The following is an 18,466-nucleotide window of genomic DNA, read 5'->3' on the forward strand; positions in this document are numbered from 1 at the left end:
AACAGAAATGTTTTTAAAAAAACTTAAATTAAATGCATTATCCATGTTAAGTTTCAAGAATTAATTACGACTCAACCAAAACAACCAATCAAAGCATATGGAAAACATTGTCATTATTGGAAATGGAATAGCGGGTGTAACAGCCGCTAGACATATTCGAAAATTATCCGATAAAAAGATTACGATTATATCTGCCGAAAGCGAATATTTTTTCTCGAGAACAGCTTTAATGTATGTATACATGGGGCACATGAAATTTGAACACACACAGCCTTACGAAAGTTGGTTTTGGAAAAAAAATAGAATTGATTTACTTAACGCTTTTGTAGAAAAAGTAGATCACGAAAATAAAAGCCTACAGTTAAAAGGTGGTACCACTATATCTTATGATAAATTGATTCTAGCAACAGGGTCTAAACCTAATAAGTTTGGTTGGCCAGGGCAAGATTTAAAAGGTGTACAAGGGTTATATTCTAAACAAGATCTTGAAAAACTTGAAGAAAATGCACCAGATAATAAAACATGTAATAGAGCTGTAATTGTTGGTGGTGGACTTATTGGTATTGAAATGGCTGAAATGTTAAGAAGCCGAAAAATACCTGTTACATTTTTAGTAAGAGAAGATAGTTTTTGGAACGGCGTACTTCCAAAAGGAGAATCGCAGTTAATAAATGAACATATTTTAGAACATCATATAGATTTACGTTTGAATACTAATTTAGAAGAAATTATTTCTGATGAAAATGGTCGTGCTAAAGCTATAAGAACAGATAAAGGCGATATTATTGATTGTAACGTCGTAGGATTAACTGCTGGCGTTGCACCAAATATAGATTTTCTTAAAGATTCTGGCATTGAATTAGGTAGAGGTGTAAAAGTAAATAGACTTTTAGAAACTAATATAAAAGATATATATGCTATTGGTGATTGTGCTGAACAACACGAAGGCATTGGAAGTAGAAGACCTATTGAAGCTGTATGGTATACAGGCCGAATGATGGGGGAAACTCTTGCTCAAACCATTTGCAACAAACCTACAGAGTATAAACCAGGACATTGGTTTAATTCTGCCAAATTTTTAGATGTTGAATACCAGACTTATGGTTGGGTTTTTAGTGAAAGAAGTAAAAAAGATGATGAAGCCCATTTTCATTGGAGAGATTCATCTGAAAAAATATGTATTACAATTGCATACCATAAAGAGAGCAAACAATTTTTAGGCATTAACACTTTTGGTATACGGATGAGACATGAAATATTTGATCGTTGGTTAACAGAATCCAAAGATGTATACTATGTAATGGAATATCTAAAAGATGCCAATTTTGACCCTGAATTCTTCAAAAAATATGAAGACAAAATAGTATCAAAATTTAATACAGAATTTGAAACAAACATCAACACTAAAAAGAAAAGCTGGAAAAGAATTTTTAGCAAAGCCTAATAGCTATAAGATAAATTTATGAAAACAATTCAAAATATTGGCCTTGTGATTTTTTTACTAGGCTTAGCAACATTTACCGCTTTACCTCTACTTGGTACTTTTAAAGTAGACCAAACTTCATTCGATCAAATCATTTCAGATAAAAAAATCAAAAGCGAAGTTTTTATCCAAAACATTGAAAAAAATGTTGTCGGGAAAGAATTTAACGGCATGCAGCAATTGTCGCCCAAAGTTAGTAATGCATTAAAAATTGCTAATGAAACCCATGTAAAAAACAAAGAGTACGATAAAAAAATATACACTAGCTCTAGTGATATGGCGGCCCTTATTGGCAAAAAATCAGGCACTGGCTATATCGCTAATCATAAAGGTATAATGTGGTTTTTATCTTTTGGATTAGGAATTATAGGTGCTTTACTATTTATATTGCCTAATGTAATTTTATTAGGTAAAAAAGGAATTAAAAATGACGGTGTTTATCATGATAGTGCAACTAGCAGAGGCTGGATCGCATGGATGGTTTTCATCTTCTTAGTTTCTTTTTATTTAGTTCTTTATTTTGCTTCAGAATACGCAGTAAACTGGACCTTCGTAGTAGATCCTATAAGTGAAAGTTTAAGCGGAAACCCAGCTGGCCATTGGTTTGTATATGGGTTTATGTATTGCGTAGTTATGTCGGTTATGGCCGTACGGATGTATATAAAATATCGCCATAACGTTTACCAAATGGTACGTACAACATCTGTACTGTTTTTTCAAATTGTATTTGCATTTCTTATACCTGAAATAATGGTGCGTTTACAAATGCCTTATTATGATTTTAAAAATGCTTTTCCTTTAGATTATGATTTCTTTTTTCAATGGAACTTAAAAGACCTATTAAATAGTGGAGGAATTGGGCTTTTTATATTAGTTTGGGGTATTGTATTAACATTGGTTGTTGTACCTGTAATGGTTTACTTTTTTGGTAAAAGATGGTACTGCTCATGGGTATGTGGATGTGGTGGATTAGCTGAAACTTTAGGTGACCCCTACAGACAACATTCTAGTAAATCACTTTTTTCATGGAAAGTAGAACGTTGGTTAATACATGGTGTATTAGTTTTTGCCGTGGGTATGACAATATTAACACTTTATAGCTTTTTTGCTGAAACTAGTACCGTTTTAGGTATAAAAACTTCAAGCATTCAAAATTTATACAGTTTATTAATTGGTTCTATTTTTGCTGGAGTTATAGGTACTGGGTTTTATCCAATATTTGGTAATAGAGTTTGGTGTAGATTTGGCTGTCCGCTTGCAGCTTATTTAGGTTTTGTTCAACGTTTTAAATCTCGTTTTAGAATTACAACTAATGGTGGTCAGTGTATCTCTTGTGGTAACTGTTCAACATATTGCGAACAAGGTATAGATGTTAGAGCCTATGCTCAAAAAGGAGAAAACATTGTTCGATCTAGTTGTGTAGGTTGTGGTGTATGTTCTGCTGTTTGCCCTAGAGGAGTTTTAAAATTAGAAAATGGACCAGAAGAAGGTCGTATAAATCCTACTGAAGTTTTACTTGGTAATGACGTAGATTTAATGGATTTAGTAAACAAGAAATAATCAATAATGTATTTAAAAGCTTTTTTTTATGTTTGTGTCTTTGCTTTATTTTGCACTAATGCAACTGCAAAAACATATTCCAAGAAATATTACGAAACTGGAAAACTAAAATCTGAAGGTTGGGTTGATAATGGAAAAAAAAGTGGTTATTGGAAATTCTACTATATGAATGGTAGAATTTCAGAAGAGGGACATTATGATGAAAATAAAAAAATAAAATATTGGCACTACTATAATGAATACGGTAAATTAAAACAACAAGGAAGTTATATAGACGGTCAAAAATCTAAATGGTGGTTGTTTTTTGATACTAATGGTCAAATTAATCACAAGTGTCAATTAAGTGAAGGAGTTAAAAATGGTTACTGTTTAAAGTACATTAATGAAAAACTTTCTTCTGCTGAAAAATATGAAAATGGAAAAAAAATTAATGAATGGTTTAGCTTCTCAAGTTTTAAAAGCGACAACAAACTTTCTGATTTAAAATAATGACCCATATTAAAGTTATTATTCCCGCATTTAACGAGGCTGATTCCATAGCTCATGTTATTCAAGAAATTCCAGACATTGTTTCTGAAATAATTGTAGTCAACAACAACTCTACAGACGATACGGCTAGCAATGCCAAAAAAGCAGGTGCTACAGTACTTACAGAGAAAAAAAAAGGTTACGGATACGCTTGTTTACTTGGTATGGAGCATATCCGTAAACAATCTAAAAAACCAGATATAGTTGTTTTTATAGATGGTGATTATTCTGATTACCCAAAAGAGCTCACAAAAATTATTGCACCAATACTCAATGACAACATAGATATGGTTATTGGAGCCAGGGATGAGAATTTAAGAGAAGAAGGCTCGATGACTCCTCAACAAATTTTTGGAAATTGGCTTGCTACTTTTTTAATGAAATTATTCTTCAGTGCAAAGTTTACCGATTTAGGTCCATTTAGGGCTATGAAATACGATAAACTACTCGAACTGAACATGCAAGACAAAACTTATGGATGGACCGTTGAGATGCAATTGAAAGTTTTGAAAAAGAAATTTACATATACCGAAGTACCAGTACGTTATAAAAAAAGAATTGGCATATCAAAAGTGTCAGGTACAGTAAAAGGTAGTATATTTGCAGGCGTAAAAATCTTAAGTTGGATTTTTAAATATAGTTTAAAATAAAATGACTCTAACAGTTTCCTACATCATTATTGTAATTTACAGTATTTCATTATTGTTAATCTTCTTTTATAGCCTTGCTCAATTAAATCTATTGATCAACTATTTAGGTAATAAAAGACAAAATCAAACTGCAGCTAAATTCAATCTTTTAGATGCAAAAGAAATACCTTATATTACTATTCAACTTCCTGTTTATAATGAGGAATATGTAATGGATCGCTTATTAGAAAACATTGCAAAATTAGAATACCCTTCTAACAAATTAGAAATTCAAGTTTTAGATGACTCTACTGACGATACTGTTATAGAAACAGCTAAACATGTAAAAAAACTTCAAGAAACTGGTTTAGATATTGTACATATTACACGTACAAATAGATCTGGTTTTAAAGCTGGAGCATTAAAAGAAGGATTAGAAATTGCTAAAGGTGATTTTATAGCCATTTTTGATGCTGATTTTTTACCATCTGCCGATTGGCTTAAAAAAACAGTTATTTATTTTAAAGATGAAGAAATTGGTGTTGTTCAAACCCGTTGGGGACATATAAACCGAGACTATTCTACATTAACACGTATACAAGCTTTTGCTTTAGACGCTCACTTTACATTAGAACAAGTAGGGCGAAATGCTAAAGGTCACTTTATTAATTTTAATGGTACTGCTGGTATATGGCGTAAAGAATGTATTCTTGATGCTGGTAACTGGGAAGGTGATACTTTAACTGAAGATTTAGATTTAAGTTATAGAGCACAACTTAAAAACTGGAAGTTTAAATATTTAGAAGATGTTGAAACTCCTGCAGAGCTTCCTGTAGTAATTAGTGCTGCTCGTTCTCAACAATTTAGATGGAATAAAGGTGGTGCTGAAAACTTTAGAAAATCTGTAACTAGTGTTGTTTCTGCTAAACATATCCCATTTAAAACCAAATTCCATGGGGTTATGCACTTACTAAATAGCTCAATGTTTTTATGTGTATTTATTGTTGCTGTATTAAGTATTCCAATGTTATACATTAAAAATAGTTATGGCCATTTAGGGTGGATTTTTGAAGTTACAAGTTTCTTTATCGTAAGTACAGTTATATTATTTGTCTGCTATTGGTTTACCTACAAGAGTATTCAAGGTAGTGGTTTTGAAAATTTCATAGATTACATTAAAATATTTTTTACCTTTTTCTCAGTAGCATTAGGTTTTTCTTTACACAACTCTATTGCTGTACTTGAAGGCCATATGGGTAAAAGAAGTGAATTTGTTAGAACTCCAAAATTTAACCTCGACAACATTAAAAACAGTTGGAAAGGAAATAAATATTTAGCTAAAAAACTATCTCCAAATATGATTTTAGAGGCTGCTCTAATGGTTTATTTCTTATTTGGTATGTATAGCGCAATTCCTTTAAATGATTTTGGTTTATTCCCTTTTCATTTCATGCTATTTCTTGGTTTTGGCTTTGTATTCTTTAAATCATTGACAGCAAGAGCATAAGTATGGAAAAGTATTGGAAACTTCATAAACTTCCAATTTTAATAGTACTTATCAGTGCTATATGCTATAATCTTTTAGCTTTTAATTTTCAAAGAGATGAGTTCATTAAACTAATATCCATTTTTCTTGGATTATCAATTTTATGCTATAAACTCATTGAATTTGAAAAGCTAAATTTTAGGTTTCTTTTATTTTCTGGAATAATATTTAGAATTATTTTTCTTTTAATTCTTCCCAATTTATCGCAAGATTATTTTCGATTTATATGGGATGGAGAGCTACTATCTAATGGTTTAAATCCATATTTAAAAACACCCAATCAACTTATTGAAGAATCTAATTTAATAATTGATAACGTCATTAAACTATATAATGGCATGGGAAGCTTAAGTGCCAAACACTATAGCAATTACCCTCCTCTAAATCAAATCATTTTTGCCATATCAGTATTTATTGGCGGCAAAAGTATTGCGGGTTCTGTAGTTGTAATGCGCCTCTTTATTATTTCTGCAGATATCGGAATTGTACTTATTGGTCGTAAATTATTAAAAAAAATAAATCGAGCTCCTCACCTTATTTTCTGGTATTTTTTAAATCCATTAGTTATTGTTGAACTTACCGGAAATCTTCATTTTGAAGGGGTAATGCTTTTCTTTTTTATATGGTCATTGTACTTAATCTCTAAAAATAATTGGAAAATTGGAGGTGTAATTTACGCCTTATCTATTTCCGTAAAATTGGTCCCACTAGTCTTTCTTCCTCTTTTCTTAAAACATTTAGGCTTCAAAAAAAGCATTTTTTTTTATAGCATTATAGGCCTAACAACATTGACTTTAATAGCCCCTTTCTATTCTTCTGAATTTATACATAATTATTCTAAAACGATTGGATTATGGTTTTCTAATTTTGAATTTAATTCCAGTATTTATAATTTAGTTAAAGAAATAGCCGTAAGTCATTTTGATGCTAAACCTTGGGAGCTTATAAAAGTGTATGGCAAAATAACTCCTATCATCGTTATTACTTCTGTTTTATTATTTACGTTTTTTAAAGTAGATAGAAATATAACAACATTAATAACAGCAATGCTTTGGGTACTTTCTATTTACTACTTTACATCAGCAACCGTACACCCTTGGTATATTATTTTTCTAATACTACTTACCGTTTTTACAAATTACAGATATTCTATCGTATGGTCTTTAGCTGTTGTACTTAGTTATTGGGCATATTCAAATAGTGATTATAAAGAACATTTAGGAATATTGCTTTTTGAATATATTGCAGTATATGGTTTTATGTTTTACGAAATATTTAAGCTTCGTAACAAAAAGCACGTTTTTTGTAAAAAAAATACCATAAATGATGTCAAGTCAAATTAATTTGTACTTTTGATTTATAATGAACAATAAAAATTACATATCTACAACTGACAGGTCTTTCGCACCTGCACGTTCATTTACACCTACACGTCGCCGCCCGTAAGGGTGTGTCATATTATGGAAATAGGTGAGTCCATTTCCGCAGAAAACAAAACGATATTTCAATTAACTTTTACTTTTAAACATAAAATTGGCAATGGAAATACTGATTGCTAACGAATCACATTTTAAATACGCTGAAGTGATTTGCGACACTATAGCCGAATCTGCAAAAATAAGAGGCACTGGTATTGCTAGGCGCACCCCTGAATACGTTTGTAAAAAATTAGAAAACGGGAATGCTGTTATAGCTCTAGAAGATGGTCAATTTGCTGGCTTCTGCTACATTGAAGTTTGGGGACATGAAAAATTTGTTGCCAATTCAGGACTAATTGTACACCCCGATTTTAGAGATAGAGGGTTAGCTAGACAAATTAAAGAACGAGTTTTTAATTTATCAAGAGAGAAATTTCCTGACGCTAAAATTTTCGGTATTACTACTGGTTTAGCTGTCATGAAAATAAATTACGAACTAGGCTATAAACCTACCACTTTTTCAGAATTAACTGATGATCCTGATTTTTGGAAAGGATGCCAAACGTGCAAAAATTTTGATATTCTCACACGTACAGAGCGTAAAATGTGCCTTTGTACCGGCATGTTATATGATCCAAATGCACAGATAAAGAAAAAGAATATCGAAGTGCAACCTGAAAAAGAAAAATTGAACACAAAAGCTTTTAAAAGATTAAAAAGCATAAAAGAATCACTATTCTTAATAAAAAAAGAAAAATGAAAAAATTAGTTTTAGCCTACAGTGGCGGATTAGACACATCATACTGTGCAAAATATTTATCAAAAGACAAAGGTTTTGAAGTACACGCTGTAAGTGTAAATACTGGTGGCTTTTCAACTGAAGAAATTGCCAATATAAAAGAAAAGTCTTTACAACTAGGTGCTTCATCATATACATCAATTGATGCTGTACAAACATTTTATGATAAAGTAGTTAAATTCTTAATTTTCGGAAATGTTCTTAAAAACAACACATACCCTTTATCAGTAAGTGCTGAACGTATTGTACAGGCTATAGAAATTGTAAACTACGCTAAAAAGGTAGGAGCTAGTTATATTGCTCATGGTAGCACAGGTGCAGGAAATGATCAAGTACGTTTTGACATGATTTTTCAAATTATAGCTCCAGAAATAGAAATCATTACACCTATTAGAGATAATAAATTATCTAGAGAAACAGAAATTGCATACTTAAAAGAAAATGGAATTGATTACCCTTGGGAAAAAGCAAAATATTCTATTAACAGAGGTCTTTGGGGAACATCAGTTGGTGGTGAAGAAACGCTAACGTCTAACAAAGCATTGCCAGACAGCGCATATCCTAGTCAACTACAAGAAAAGGAGCCTATAGATGTTAAACTAACTTTCGAAAAAGGAGAATTAGTAGCTGTTAACGGTGTTAAAGATAAGCCTGTTGCTAATATAGAAAAACTTGAAGCTATGGCATCTAAATATGCTATTGGTAGAGATATTCATGTTGGTGACACTATTATTGGTACAAAAGGTAGAGTTGGTTTTGAAGCTGCTGCTGCATTAATCACAATTAAAGCACATCATTTATTAGAGAAACACACACTTACAAAATGGCAACAATACCAAAAAGAACAACAAGGTAATTTTTACGGAATGTTGTTACATGAAGGTAATTATTTAGATGAAGTGATGAGAAACATTGAAGCCTTCTTAACCGATACTCAAAAAAATGTTTCTGGAGATGTTTTCTTAAGCCTATACCCTTTCCAATTCAGATTAAATGGAATAGCTTCTGAACATGATTTAATGACTGATGCTTTTGGTAGTTATGGTGAAGAAAACAAAGGATGGTCTGCAACTGATGCTAAAGGTTTTATAAAAATACTTTCAAATTCAGGCAGAATATACAATCACGTAAACGGTAATAATGATTAAAGTAGGGATAATTGGAGGATCTGGTTACACAGGTGGTGAGCTAATTAGAATATTATTACATCACCCTGAAGTAACTATCGATTTTGTTTTCAGCACTACAAGAGCTGGAAAAAAAATTACAAATGCACATCCTGATTTATTGGGTGTTACTGATATTGCTTTTACAGGCGATGTAAATTTAAATGTAGACGTTGTTTTTCTTTGCTTAGGTCACGGGAATTCTACTTCGTTTTTAAAAGAACACAACTTTTCTGCAACAACTAAAATCGTTGACTTGAGTAATGATTTTAGATTAAATGTAGATGCTGTTTTAAATGGAAAAGAGTTTATTTACGGTTTACCTGAAACAAATAAAAAACAAATAAAAGAGGCTAATTATATTGCAAACCCTGGTTGTTTTGCTACAGCTATTCAACTAGCATTATTACCATTAGCTAAACATAATTTATTACAAAATGATGTTCATATTAATGCAGTAACAGGTAGTACTGGAGCTGGTGTTAGTCCATCTGCAACATCACATTTTAGCTGGCGAAACAATAATGTATCTTGGTATAAACCTTTTACGCATCAACATTTAGGCGAAATAGGCGAAAGTTTATCTTCTTATAAAAACGATGTTGGTGAATTAAATTTTCTTCCTAACAGGGGTAATTTTACTAGAGGTATATTAGCTACAGCATATACAAAATTTGACAAAAGTATAGAGGAGGCAGTAGCTTTATATAATGATTTTTATAAAGATGCTTTATTTACTCAAATATCAGAGCAAGAAATAAATTTAAAACAGGTTGTAAACACCAATCAGTGCCATATTCATTTGCACAAGCATAATAATAAACTTTTAATTACTTCTGCTATAGATAACCTTTTAAAAGGCGCATCTGGTCAAGCGGTTCAAAACATGAATTTGATGTTTGGTTTTGATGAAGGAACTGGACTTAATTTAAAAGCAGGAGTATTTTAGGATACTCAAAAAACAACCTATTAAAAATATAGTAATGAAAATAGCAATCATAGGTGCTGGAAATTTAGGGTTAGCAATAGCTAAAGGAGTTTTAAACTCTAACGGTGCTACATCTATGTTTTTAACCAAACGAAATACTACTGACATACAAAAATTTGAAAAATTTGGTAATGTAACTGTAACTACTGATAATAGAGAGGCTGTTACAAAATCTGATATTTTAATTTTTGCGGTACAACCCGCTCAATTTGAGCAAATACTTGAAGACACAAAAGATTTACTGAACGAAAAACACGTAATTATTTCTACAATAACTGGTGTTGTAATTTCTCAAATAGAAAAAATAATAGGTTCAGAACACCATATCATACGAAGCATGCCAAATACAGCAATATCTGTAGGCAAATCTATGACTTGTATTTGCAGCAATGAAAAAGGTAAAAAACGTATTGATCTAGCAAAAGCTATTTTTAATAGAATGGGTCATTCTATGGAAATTCCTGAAAATCAAATGCAAGCAGCAACTGTAATTTGCGCTAGTGGAGTTGCATTTTGGATGCGCTTGATTAGAGCAACAACACAAGGTGCTATACAATTAGGTTTTGATGCTAAAGAAGCTCAAGAGCTAGCTATGTACACCTGTAATGGTGCTGCTAGTTTACTAATAGAATCAGGAAACCATCCAGAAGCTGAAATAGATAGAGTTACAACACCTAGAGGTTGTACTATTCAAGGTTTAAATGAAATGGAGCATCAAGGCTTAAGTTCTTCTTTGATACAAGGAATTATTGCTTCATACGATAAGATTAGTGAAATTAAAAAAGGAGAATTATGAATCTGTTTGATGTTTACCCTTTATACAATGTAACACCTGTTTCTGCAAAAGGAATAATAGTTACAGATGATAAAAATCAAGAATATTTAGATTTTTATGGTGGTCATGGTGTTATTTCTATTGGACACACACACCCTCATTATGTAAAAAAGTTAGAAGACCAATTACATAAAATTGGTTTTTACAGTAACGCAATTCAAAACCCATTACAAGTAGAATTAGCTACTAAGCTAGGTCAGCTTTCTGGTTGTGAAGACTATAATTTATTTTTATGCAGTTCTGGAGCCGAAGCAAATGAAAATGCTTTAAAAATGGCTTCATTTGTTACAGGTAAATCAAAAATTATTTCTTTTCAAAATAGTTTTCATGGTAGAACATCGGCTGCTGTTGCTGCAACAGATAATGAAAAAATTAACGCCCCAATAAACAAACAACAAAAAGTATCTTTTTTACCTATTGGTAATATAAGTGCTTTTACTGCTGAAATAGAAAAAGGAGATGCTTGTGCGGTTATATTAGAACCTATACAAGGTGTTGGTGGTTTAGATGAGCCAACAACAGAATTTTATCAAGAAATAGCAAAAATAGCAAAGCAAAATGGTGTTATTTTAATTGCTGACGAAGTACAGTGTGGCTATGGTAGAAGTGGTAAATTTTTCGGCTTTCAGCATCATAACATTCAACCAGATATTATTAGTGTTGCAAAAGGCATGGGTAACGGTTTTCCTGTAGGCGGTATTCTAATTCATGAAAGTATTAAAGCTAGTTACGGTATGTTAGGTACAACCTTTGGTGGTAATCACTTAGCATGTGTTGCTTCCCTTGCTGTTTTAGAGGTTATCGACAAAGAAAATCTCATCAAAAATGCTGCTGAAATTGGCGAATACTTTAAAGAATGTGCCAGTACTATTCCACAAGTAAAAAAAATAAAAGGTAGAGGCTTAATGCTTGGTTTAGAATTTGATTTTGAAGTTGCTGATTTGCGTAAAAAATTAATATATGACCAACATATTTTTACTGGTGGCGCAATGAATAAAAAATTACTTAGAATTTTACCTGCTTTAAACATTACAAAACAAGATATTGATTTGTTTTTTGAAGCCCTTAAAAAAGAATTATAGTGAGCTTAACGCTAAACATAGAAAAGAGAAACAAAGTCTTAAAAAGAATGGCTGAATTGGTTGCTTTTGAAAAAGAGGCAATACTTTCTGCTAATAAAAAAGACATTGAAAATTATACTGGCAATGACCTTGCCATGGCCGATAGGCTTAAAGTTGATGATGCCAAGGTTGAAGGCATGATTTCATCCTTAGAACAATTGGCTAGTCAGACAGACCCTTTAGGTGTAGAGCGATTTGCTTTTACGCATGAAAACGGAATTAATGTAAGTAACAAAACAGCACCTTTTGGCACTGTTTGTATTATTTATGAATCAAGACCAGATGTAACTATTGAAGCAGCTGGTATTGCTTTTAAATCTGGAAATAAAATTTTACTAAAAGGGGGTAAAGAATCTTTACAAAGTAACTTAGCACTCGTTAGTCTTTGGCATAAAGCTTTAGAAGAAAATGATTGCTCTGACGAATGGGTAACCTACCTTCAATTTAACAGGGAACAAACGCAAGAATTTTTGCAAAATCCTACTCAAAAAATTGACCTAATAGTACCGCGTGGTGGCGAAAAATTAATTGCATTCACTAAAAAACATGCCACTTGCCCTGTAATCATAAGCGGTAGAGGTAATAATTTTGTATATGTTGATGCTGAAGCCGATTTAGAAATGGCTATTTCTATCATTATTAATGCTAAAACAACTAAAATATCAGCTTGTAACGCATTAGACAAAGTTTTAATTGCTGCTGATATGCCTCGCAAACATGAGTTTCTTCAGCACTTAATTCAAGAGTTAAAAAAGAGTGACGTAACTGTTTATACAGACACTCATTTTTCCGCAATGGAAGGCACTACCCCTATTGAAAGTGAAAATATTTGGTTCGAAGAATTTTTAGATTATAAAATTGTTATTGGCCAAGCTGCCAGTTTAGAAGATGCTATTCTTTCTATAAATAAATATGGAGGAGGACATTCTGCTGCAATCATTACCTCTAATACAAATAGTGCTCAAATCTTTTTAGAGTCTGTAGATTCTGCTGCCGTTTACCATAATGCATCTACCAGATTCACTGATGGATTTCAATTTGGTTTAGGAGGAGAACTTGCTATTAGCACTGACAAACTACATCAAAGAGGCCCAATTGGCTTACAACATTTAGTAACTAACAAATGGTATGTATTAGGTAATGGTCAAATAAGGTAACTATGAAGAAAAAAAGAATTTTACTAAAAGTTGGCACCAATACATTAACAAGAGAAACCAATCATATATCTAGAGGAAAAATAGAAGATATAGGAAGACAAATAGAAAGTTTAAAAAACGAATACGAGTTTATAATTGTAAGCTCTGGAGCTATTGCTGCTGCACGCCAATTTGTAAAGTTAGAGCACAATGGAGAAGATATTAATATAAAACAAGCACTAGCATCAATAGGACAACCTCATCTAATGCGAATTTTTCAAGAGAACTTTAGAGAGTTAGGCCTGTTTACTTCTCAATGTCTATTATCTTATTCTGATTTTGAAAATCCGAAATCAAAATCTAACATAAAAAACACGATTGATGTTTTAGTAGCAAATAACTTTATACCAATTATTAACGAAAATGACACAGTTGCTACTGATGAAATTAAGTTTGGTGATAATGATAAACTTGCAGCATTAACAGCAGCTTTATTAGAAGTAGATTTATTAATGATTGCGACTAATACTGATGGTGTTTACACTAAAAAAACTCTTGAAGGCAACATGCCTGAAACCATAAAAGAGGTTATTGATATGAATGATTTAATAACTGAAGTTGGCGATAATATATCGTCTCACGGAACTGGCGGTATGCAGTCTAAAATAGAAGCAGCTACTATTGCAAAAGATGCAGGTATTGAAACTTGGATTCTAAATGGTTTAAAAGATAATTTTATAACTGACGCTATGCATGGCAAAAGTAATTTCACAAAAATAAAGTAAGCCTTTTAGGTTTAAAAAGAGCACAAAATGAAACATTACACTTCAATACAAGATATCGACTCATTACCAACATGGGTAAATGATGCAAAAAATTTAAAAGCTAACCCGTTACAAGCAAAAAGCTTAGGACAAGGAAAAACTATTTGTTTGTTATTTTTTAACAATAGCCTTAGAACGCGCTTGAGCACACAAAAGGCAGCGATGAATTTAGGCCTTGAAGTAATGATAATGAATTTTGGTAGCGAAGGTTGGGCTATTGAATTTGAAGATGGAACTGTAATGGACCAAGGTACTTCTGAACATATTAAAGAAGCCGCACAAGTTGTTTCTCAATATTGTGACATTGTTGCTATTCGTGCTTTTGCATCTTTGACAGATAAAGTAAAAGATGAAGCAGAACTTGTTTTAAATGGTTTTAAAAAATACGCCAGTATTCCTGTTGTAAATATGGAAAGCTCCGTAGGACATCCTTTACAGGCATTAGCTGACGCTATTACTTTAGGTGAACAAAATATAAAAACCAAGCCTAAAGTTGTCCTTTCATGGGCACCGCATCCAAAAGCTCTACCACATGCTGTAGCAAATTCTTTTACTGAAATGATGTTAAAGCAAGATGCTGATTTTGTAATTACTCATCCTGAAGGGTATGAGTTAAACCCTGAAATCACTAAAGATGCAGCAATTGAATACAACCAAAGTAAAGCATTAGAAAATGCTGACTTTGTTTATGTAAAAAACTGGAGTAACTATAAAAATTACGGTCAAATTATCAATCAAGATACTGATTGGATGATGACTAAAGATAAATTAGGGCATGCTAAATTCATGCATTGCCTTCCTGTTCGTAGAAATGTGGTTGTAGAAGATGCCGTTTTAGATAGCGATCAATCATTAGTTATTGAGCAAGCAAATAACAGAACATACGCAGCACAAATAGTGCTTAAAAAAATTCTTGAAAAGCTATGAAACCTAAATTATCAGTCGTAAAAATTGGTGGAAATGTTATTGAAAACGATAAAGAACTTTCTAAATTTTTAACCTTATTTTCAAAATTAGAAGAACCTAAAATTTTGGTACACGGTGGCGGAAAATTAGCAACTCAACTAGCCTATAAATTAGGTATAGAATCTAAACTTGTAAACGGAAGAAGAATTACCGACGACAAAAGCATCGATATAATTACTATGGTTTATGGTGGTTTAGCAAACAAAACTATAGTTGCTAAATTACAAGCCAACAAATGTAATGCTATAGGCTTAAGTGGTGCCGATGGCGATGCTATACAAGCACACAAGCGCCCTGTAAAACAAATTGATTACGGTTTTGTTGGTGATATTGATGGAATAAATACTAGCTTAATTGATTCATTAATAAAAGTTAATTTAACCCCTGTTTTCTGTGCCTTATCACATGATGGAAAAGGACAAATGTTAAATACAAATGCCGATACAATTGCTTCTGAAATTGCAATAGGAATGGGTGATTTATATGAGACTACATTATATTATTGTTTTGAAAAAAAAGGAGTCCTTTTAGATATTAAAGATGAACACTCTGTAGTAAAACATATTAATTCAGAAAAATATAAAGAATTACTAGATCAAAAAATCATTGCTGATGGTATGCTTCCTAAACTAGAAAACTGTTATCATGCATTACATAATAATGTAAATAAAGTTTGCCTTGGCGATATAGAAATGATTAAAAACAATACTACTTTATTTACAACCATAACACTATAAATATGGAACAACAAAAATTAACGGATAAAGCAATTGAATTACTAAAACAGTTAATTAGTATTCAATCTTTTTCAAGCGAAGAAGATAAAACAGCAGAAGCTATACAAGATTGGTTTACTTCTTTTGATATTCCATTTACTAGAGATAACAACAACGTCTATGCAAAAAATAAGTTTTGGGATGATAGTAAGCCCACTTTACTTTTAAATTCACATCACGACACTGTTAAACCAAACCAAGCATATACTAAAGATCCTTTTCTTCCACATATTGAAGATGGCAAACTATACGGTTTAGGCAGTAATGATGCTGGTGGTTGCCTTGTTTCTCTATTGGCTACATTTTCGCATTTTTATGCACAAGAAAATTTAAATCATAATATTTTGATGGTAGCTTCTGCTGAAGAAGAAAGTGCTGGCAAAAATAGCCTTCGTGGTTTATTACCTAGTTTACCAAATATTAATGTAGCCATTGTTGGCGAGCCTACATTAATGAACTTAGCAATTGCAGAAAAAGGATTAATTGTTTTTGATGCCGTAGTTAAAGGCACACCATCACACGCAGCACACCCTAATGAGAACAACTCTATATACAATACTATTGAAGTTTTAGAATGGTTTAAAAACTATAAATTCGAAAAAACATCAGAAGCATTAGGTGATGTAAAACTTACCGTAACTCAAATAAAAGCTGGTAGCCAACACAATGTAGTACCTTCGCAAGTGGATTTAGTGATTGATGTTCGAGTAAACGACAGTTATTCGAATAAAGAAATTGCAGATTTATTAAAAGCAGAAGCACCTTGTTTTTTGCAGGAGCGTGGATTAAAGCTAAATTCATCTAAAATTGATAAAGATCATGCTTTGGTACAATCAGGCATTATACTGGGGCGAGAAACATACGGTTCTCCTACGCTTTCTGACCAAGCAGCATTAACATGTCAGTCTTTAAAATTAGGCCCTGGAGATAGCACTAGATCACATTCTGCAGATGAATATATACATGTTCATGAAATTGAAGAGGGTATCGACTTATATATTAAAATATTAAAGGGCTTTTTAAATTAAACTTGCCAGTAATTATTAAAAAATACAACTATGAAACTTTGGGATAAAGGTTTTAGCACAGATAAAAAAATTGATCATTTTACAGTAGGAAACGATCGTGAATTAGACTTACAATTAGCGAAATATGATGTTATCGCATCAAAAGCACACGCTAAAATGCTAGGTAAAATAGGACTACTTACCCAAGCAGAAACAGACGATTTAGTTAGAGAATTAAATGTTATTGCAAAAACTATTGAAAAAGGAGAGTTTATAATTGAAGATTCTTTTGAAGATATGCACTCTAAAATAGAGTATGTATTAACTGAAAAATTAGGTGATACTGGTAAAAAAATACATACTGCTCGTTCTAGAAATGATCAAGTTTTAGTTGCAATGCATTTGTATTTAAAAAATGAATTAACAGAGATTAAAAGCGAAACCAAAATTTTGTTTGATTTACTATTAAATCTTGCAGATAAACATAAAAGTATATTAATACCTGGTTATACTCACTTGCAAATCGCAATGCCATCTTCTTTTGGCTTATGGTTTTCGGCGTATGCTGAAAGTTTAGTTGATGATTTATATTTTGTTGATGCTGCTTATAAAATAGCAGATCAAAACCCTTTAGGTAGTGCTGCTGGTTACGGAAGTTCATTTCCTGTCGATAGAGCTTTCACCACTAAAGAAATGGGTTTTTCTGATTTAAAATATAATGTAGTAGCTGCTCAAATGGGGCGTGGAAAGGTAGAAAAAGCTGCCGCTTTCGGTATAAGCAGCATAGCTTCTACGCTATCTAAAATGGCAATGGATATCTGTTTATATATGAGTCAAAATTTTAATTTCATCTCTTTTCCTGATGAATTGACTACAGGTTCTAGTATTATGCCACACAAAAAAAATCCTGATGTTTTCGAATTAGTTAGAGGTAAGTGTAATAGACTACAAGCGGTTCCAAACCAACTAATGATGATTATAAATAACCTACCTAGTGGTTATCATCGCGATTTACAATTGGTAAAAGAAGTAATAGTACCTGCTATACAAGATATAAAAGCATGTATTGAAATATTGACTTTTAGCTTAAAAGAAATTCGAGTAAACGATACTATTTTAGAAGATCCTAAATATGATTATATTTTTAGCGTAGATACTTTAAATGAATTAGTATTGAGTGGTATACCTTTTCGTGATGCTTACAAAAAGATGGGCATGGAAATAAATGAAGGTACTTTTTCACCTAAAAGAGATATAAAACATACGCACGAAGGTAGCTTAGGAAATTTGTGTCTAAATGAAATTCGTAAAAAAATGGATCAAATTATGTAGTTACAACCAAAATTTGAATAGTTTTAAATAAAGAGAATATTGTGTAATTAGGTCAATCTAAATTGCGCATTATTCTCTTTTCTAGTTTATTTTATCTAAATAAAAGCGCTTCAAACTATTATACACTAAGCTTTAATAGCCTCAACAGATCCATTTTTACGTTTTCTCTTTTTTAAAATTTTATACCCCAAATATCCAAATTGAGCTCCCAAAAGCACGAGTTTCAATTTTCTATTTTTCACTAATAACTTTGCTACGCTTAATACTGGATTAACATTCATAATTTTTATTTTTAAAGCAAGATACTTTTCTTCCTAGCACTCCATTTGTCCATATCATTTTTATTTTAACT

Annotated in this window: 18 protein-coding genes; 17 read left to right on the forward strand and 1 reads right to left on the reverse strand. The window is 31.8% G+C overall.

The genetic code is table 11. The features are described 5' to 3' along the window. The first annotated feature begins 97 nt into the window (after positions 1-97). From H0I23_RS12020 to argH, 17 genes are all read left to right on the forward strand, one after another. Positions 98-1,444: an NAD(P)/FAD-dependent oxidoreductase gene (locus H0I23_RS12020; RefSeq protein ID WP_216783537.1), complete on the forward strand. Its 1,347-nt coding sequence runs from the start codon at positions 98-100 to the stop codon at positions 1,442-1,444. Positions 1,445-1,462: 18 nt separating this feature from the next. After that, positions 1,463-3,043, forward strand: coding sequence for a 4Fe-4S dicluster domain-containing protein (locus H0I23_RS12025; RefSeq protein WP_216783538.1), 1,581 nt, complete (start codon positions 1,463-1,465; stop codon positions 3,041-3,043). A gap of 6 nt (positions 3,044-3,049) precedes the next feature. Further along, a complete protein-coding gene (locus H0I23_RS12030) occupies positions 3,050-3,532 on the forward strand; it encodes a toxin-antitoxin system YwqK family antitoxin (protein WP_216783539.1) in 483 nt (160 codons plus the stop codon). Further along, positions 3,532-4,221: a glycosyltransferase family 2 protein gene (locus H0I23_RS12035; protein ID WP_216783540.1), complete on the forward strand. Its 690-nt coding sequence runs from the start codon at positions 3,532-3,534 to the stop codon at positions 4,219-4,221. Before H0I23_RS12030 ends, H0I23_RS12035 begins: the two co-directional genes overlap by 1 nt. Position 4,222: 1 nt before the next feature. Beyond that, the gene (locus H0I23_RS12040) at positions 4,223-5,707 is read left to right on the forward strand and encodes a cellulose synthase family protein (RefSeq protein ID WP_216783541.1); all 1,485 of its coding nucleotides are present in this window, start codon (positions 4,223-4,225) and stop codon (positions 5,705-5,707) included. A 2-nt stretch (positions 5,708-5,709) separates the two neighbouring features. Next, positions 5,710-7,089, forward strand: a complete 1,380-nt coding sequence (locus tag H0I23_RS12045) for a mannosyltransferase (RefSeq protein WP_216783542.1) — start codon at positions 5,710-5,712, stop codon at positions 7,087-7,089. Positions 7,090-7,285: 196 nt separating this feature from the next. After that, positions 7,286-7,924 carry a GNAT family N-acetyltransferase gene (locus tag H0I23_RS12050; RefSeq protein WP_216783543.1) on the forward strand — a complete coding sequence of 213 codons (639 nt, stop codon included), beginning with the start codon at positions 7,286-7,288 and terminating at the stop codon, positions 7,922-7,924. Beyond that, the gene (gene argG / locus H0I23_RS12055) at positions 7,921-9,111 is read left to right on the forward strand and encodes an argininosuccinate synthase (RefSeq protein WP_216783544.1); all 1,191 of its coding nucleotides are present in this window, start codon (positions 7,921-7,923) and stop codon (positions 9,109-9,111) included. Before H0I23_RS12050 ends, argG begins: the two co-directional genes overlap by 4 nt. After that, positions 9,104-10,078, forward strand: coding sequence for an N-acetyl-gamma-glutamyl-phosphate reductase (gene argC, locus H0I23_RS12060; protein WP_216783545.1), 975 nt, complete (start codon positions 9,104-9,106; stop codon positions 10,076-10,078). Before argG ends, argC begins: the two co-directional genes overlap by 8 nt. 34 nt (positions 10,079-10,112) lie before the next feature. Beyond that, entirely contained in the window at positions 10,113-10,913 is an 801-nt protein-coding gene (gene proC, locus H0I23_RS12065; protein ID WP_216783546.1) for a pyrroline-5-carboxylate reductase, read from the forward strand. After that, the gene (locus H0I23_RS12070) at positions 10,910-12,034 is read left to right on the forward strand and encodes an aspartate aminotransferase family protein (protein ID WP_216783547.1); all 1,125 of its coding nucleotides are present in this window, start codon (positions 10,910-10,912) and stop codon (positions 12,032-12,034) included. Before proC ends, H0I23_RS12070 begins: the two co-directional genes overlap by 4 nt. Positions 12,035-12,081: 47 nt before the next feature. Continuing rightward, positions 12,082-13,230, forward strand: a complete 1,149-nt coding sequence (locus H0I23_RS12075; protein ID WP_254073600.1) for a glutamate-5-semialdehyde dehydrogenase — start codon at positions 12,082-12,084, stop codon at positions 13,228-13,230. A gap of 2 nt (positions 13,231-13,232) precedes the next feature. Next, positions 13,233-13,994 (forward strand): glutamate 5-kinase, encoded by a 762-nt coding sequence (proB, locus tag H0I23_RS12080; protein WP_216783549.1) that lies wholly within the window; start codon positions 13,233-13,235, stop codon positions 13,992-13,994. Positions 13,995-14,021: 27 nt separating this feature from the next. Beyond that, positions 14,022-14,960 carry an acetylornithine carbamoyltransferase gene (locus H0I23_RS12085; protein WP_216783550.1) on the forward strand — a complete coding sequence of 313 codons (939 nt, stop codon included), beginning with the start codon at positions 14,022-14,024 and terminating at the stop codon, positions 14,958-14,960. Further along, complete coding sequence (gene argB / locus H0I23_RS12090) at positions 14,957-15,736, forward strand: acetylglutamate kinase (protein WP_216783551.1); 780 nt, start codon at positions 14,957-14,959, stop codon at positions 15,734-15,736. The genes H0I23_RS12085 and argB overlap by 4 nt, the downstream gene beginning before the upstream one ends. Before the next feature lie 2 nt (positions 15,737-15,738). After that, positions 15,739-16,803, forward strand: a complete 1,065-nt coding sequence (locus H0I23_RS12095) for a M20 family metallo-hydrolase (RefSeq protein WP_216783552.1) — start codon at positions 15,739-15,741, stop codon at positions 16,801-16,803. 30 nt (positions 16,804-16,833) lie between these two features. After that, the gene (argH, locus tag H0I23_RS12100; protein WP_216783553.1) at positions 16,834-18,114 is read left to right on the forward strand and encodes an argininosuccinate lyase; all 1,281 of its coding nucleotides are present in this window, start codon (positions 16,834-16,836) and stop codon (positions 18,112-18,114) included. A 125-nt stretch (positions 18,115-18,239) separates the two neighbouring features. Here the strand turns inward: argH and H0I23_RS12105 are convergent, their stop codons facing one another. Next, positions 18,240-18,395 (reverse strand): hypothetical protein, encoded by a 156-nt coding sequence (locus H0I23_RS12105; protein ID WP_216783554.1) that lies wholly within the window; start codon positions 18,393-18,395, stop codon positions 18,240-18,242. Positions 18,396-18,466: the final 71 nt, after the last annotated feature.

The organism is Cellulophaga sp. HaHaR_3_176 (assembly GCF_019021925.1).
Taxonomy (GTDB): domain Bacteria; phylum Bacteroidota; class Bacteroidia; order Flavobacteriales; family Flavobacteriaceae; genus Cellulophaga.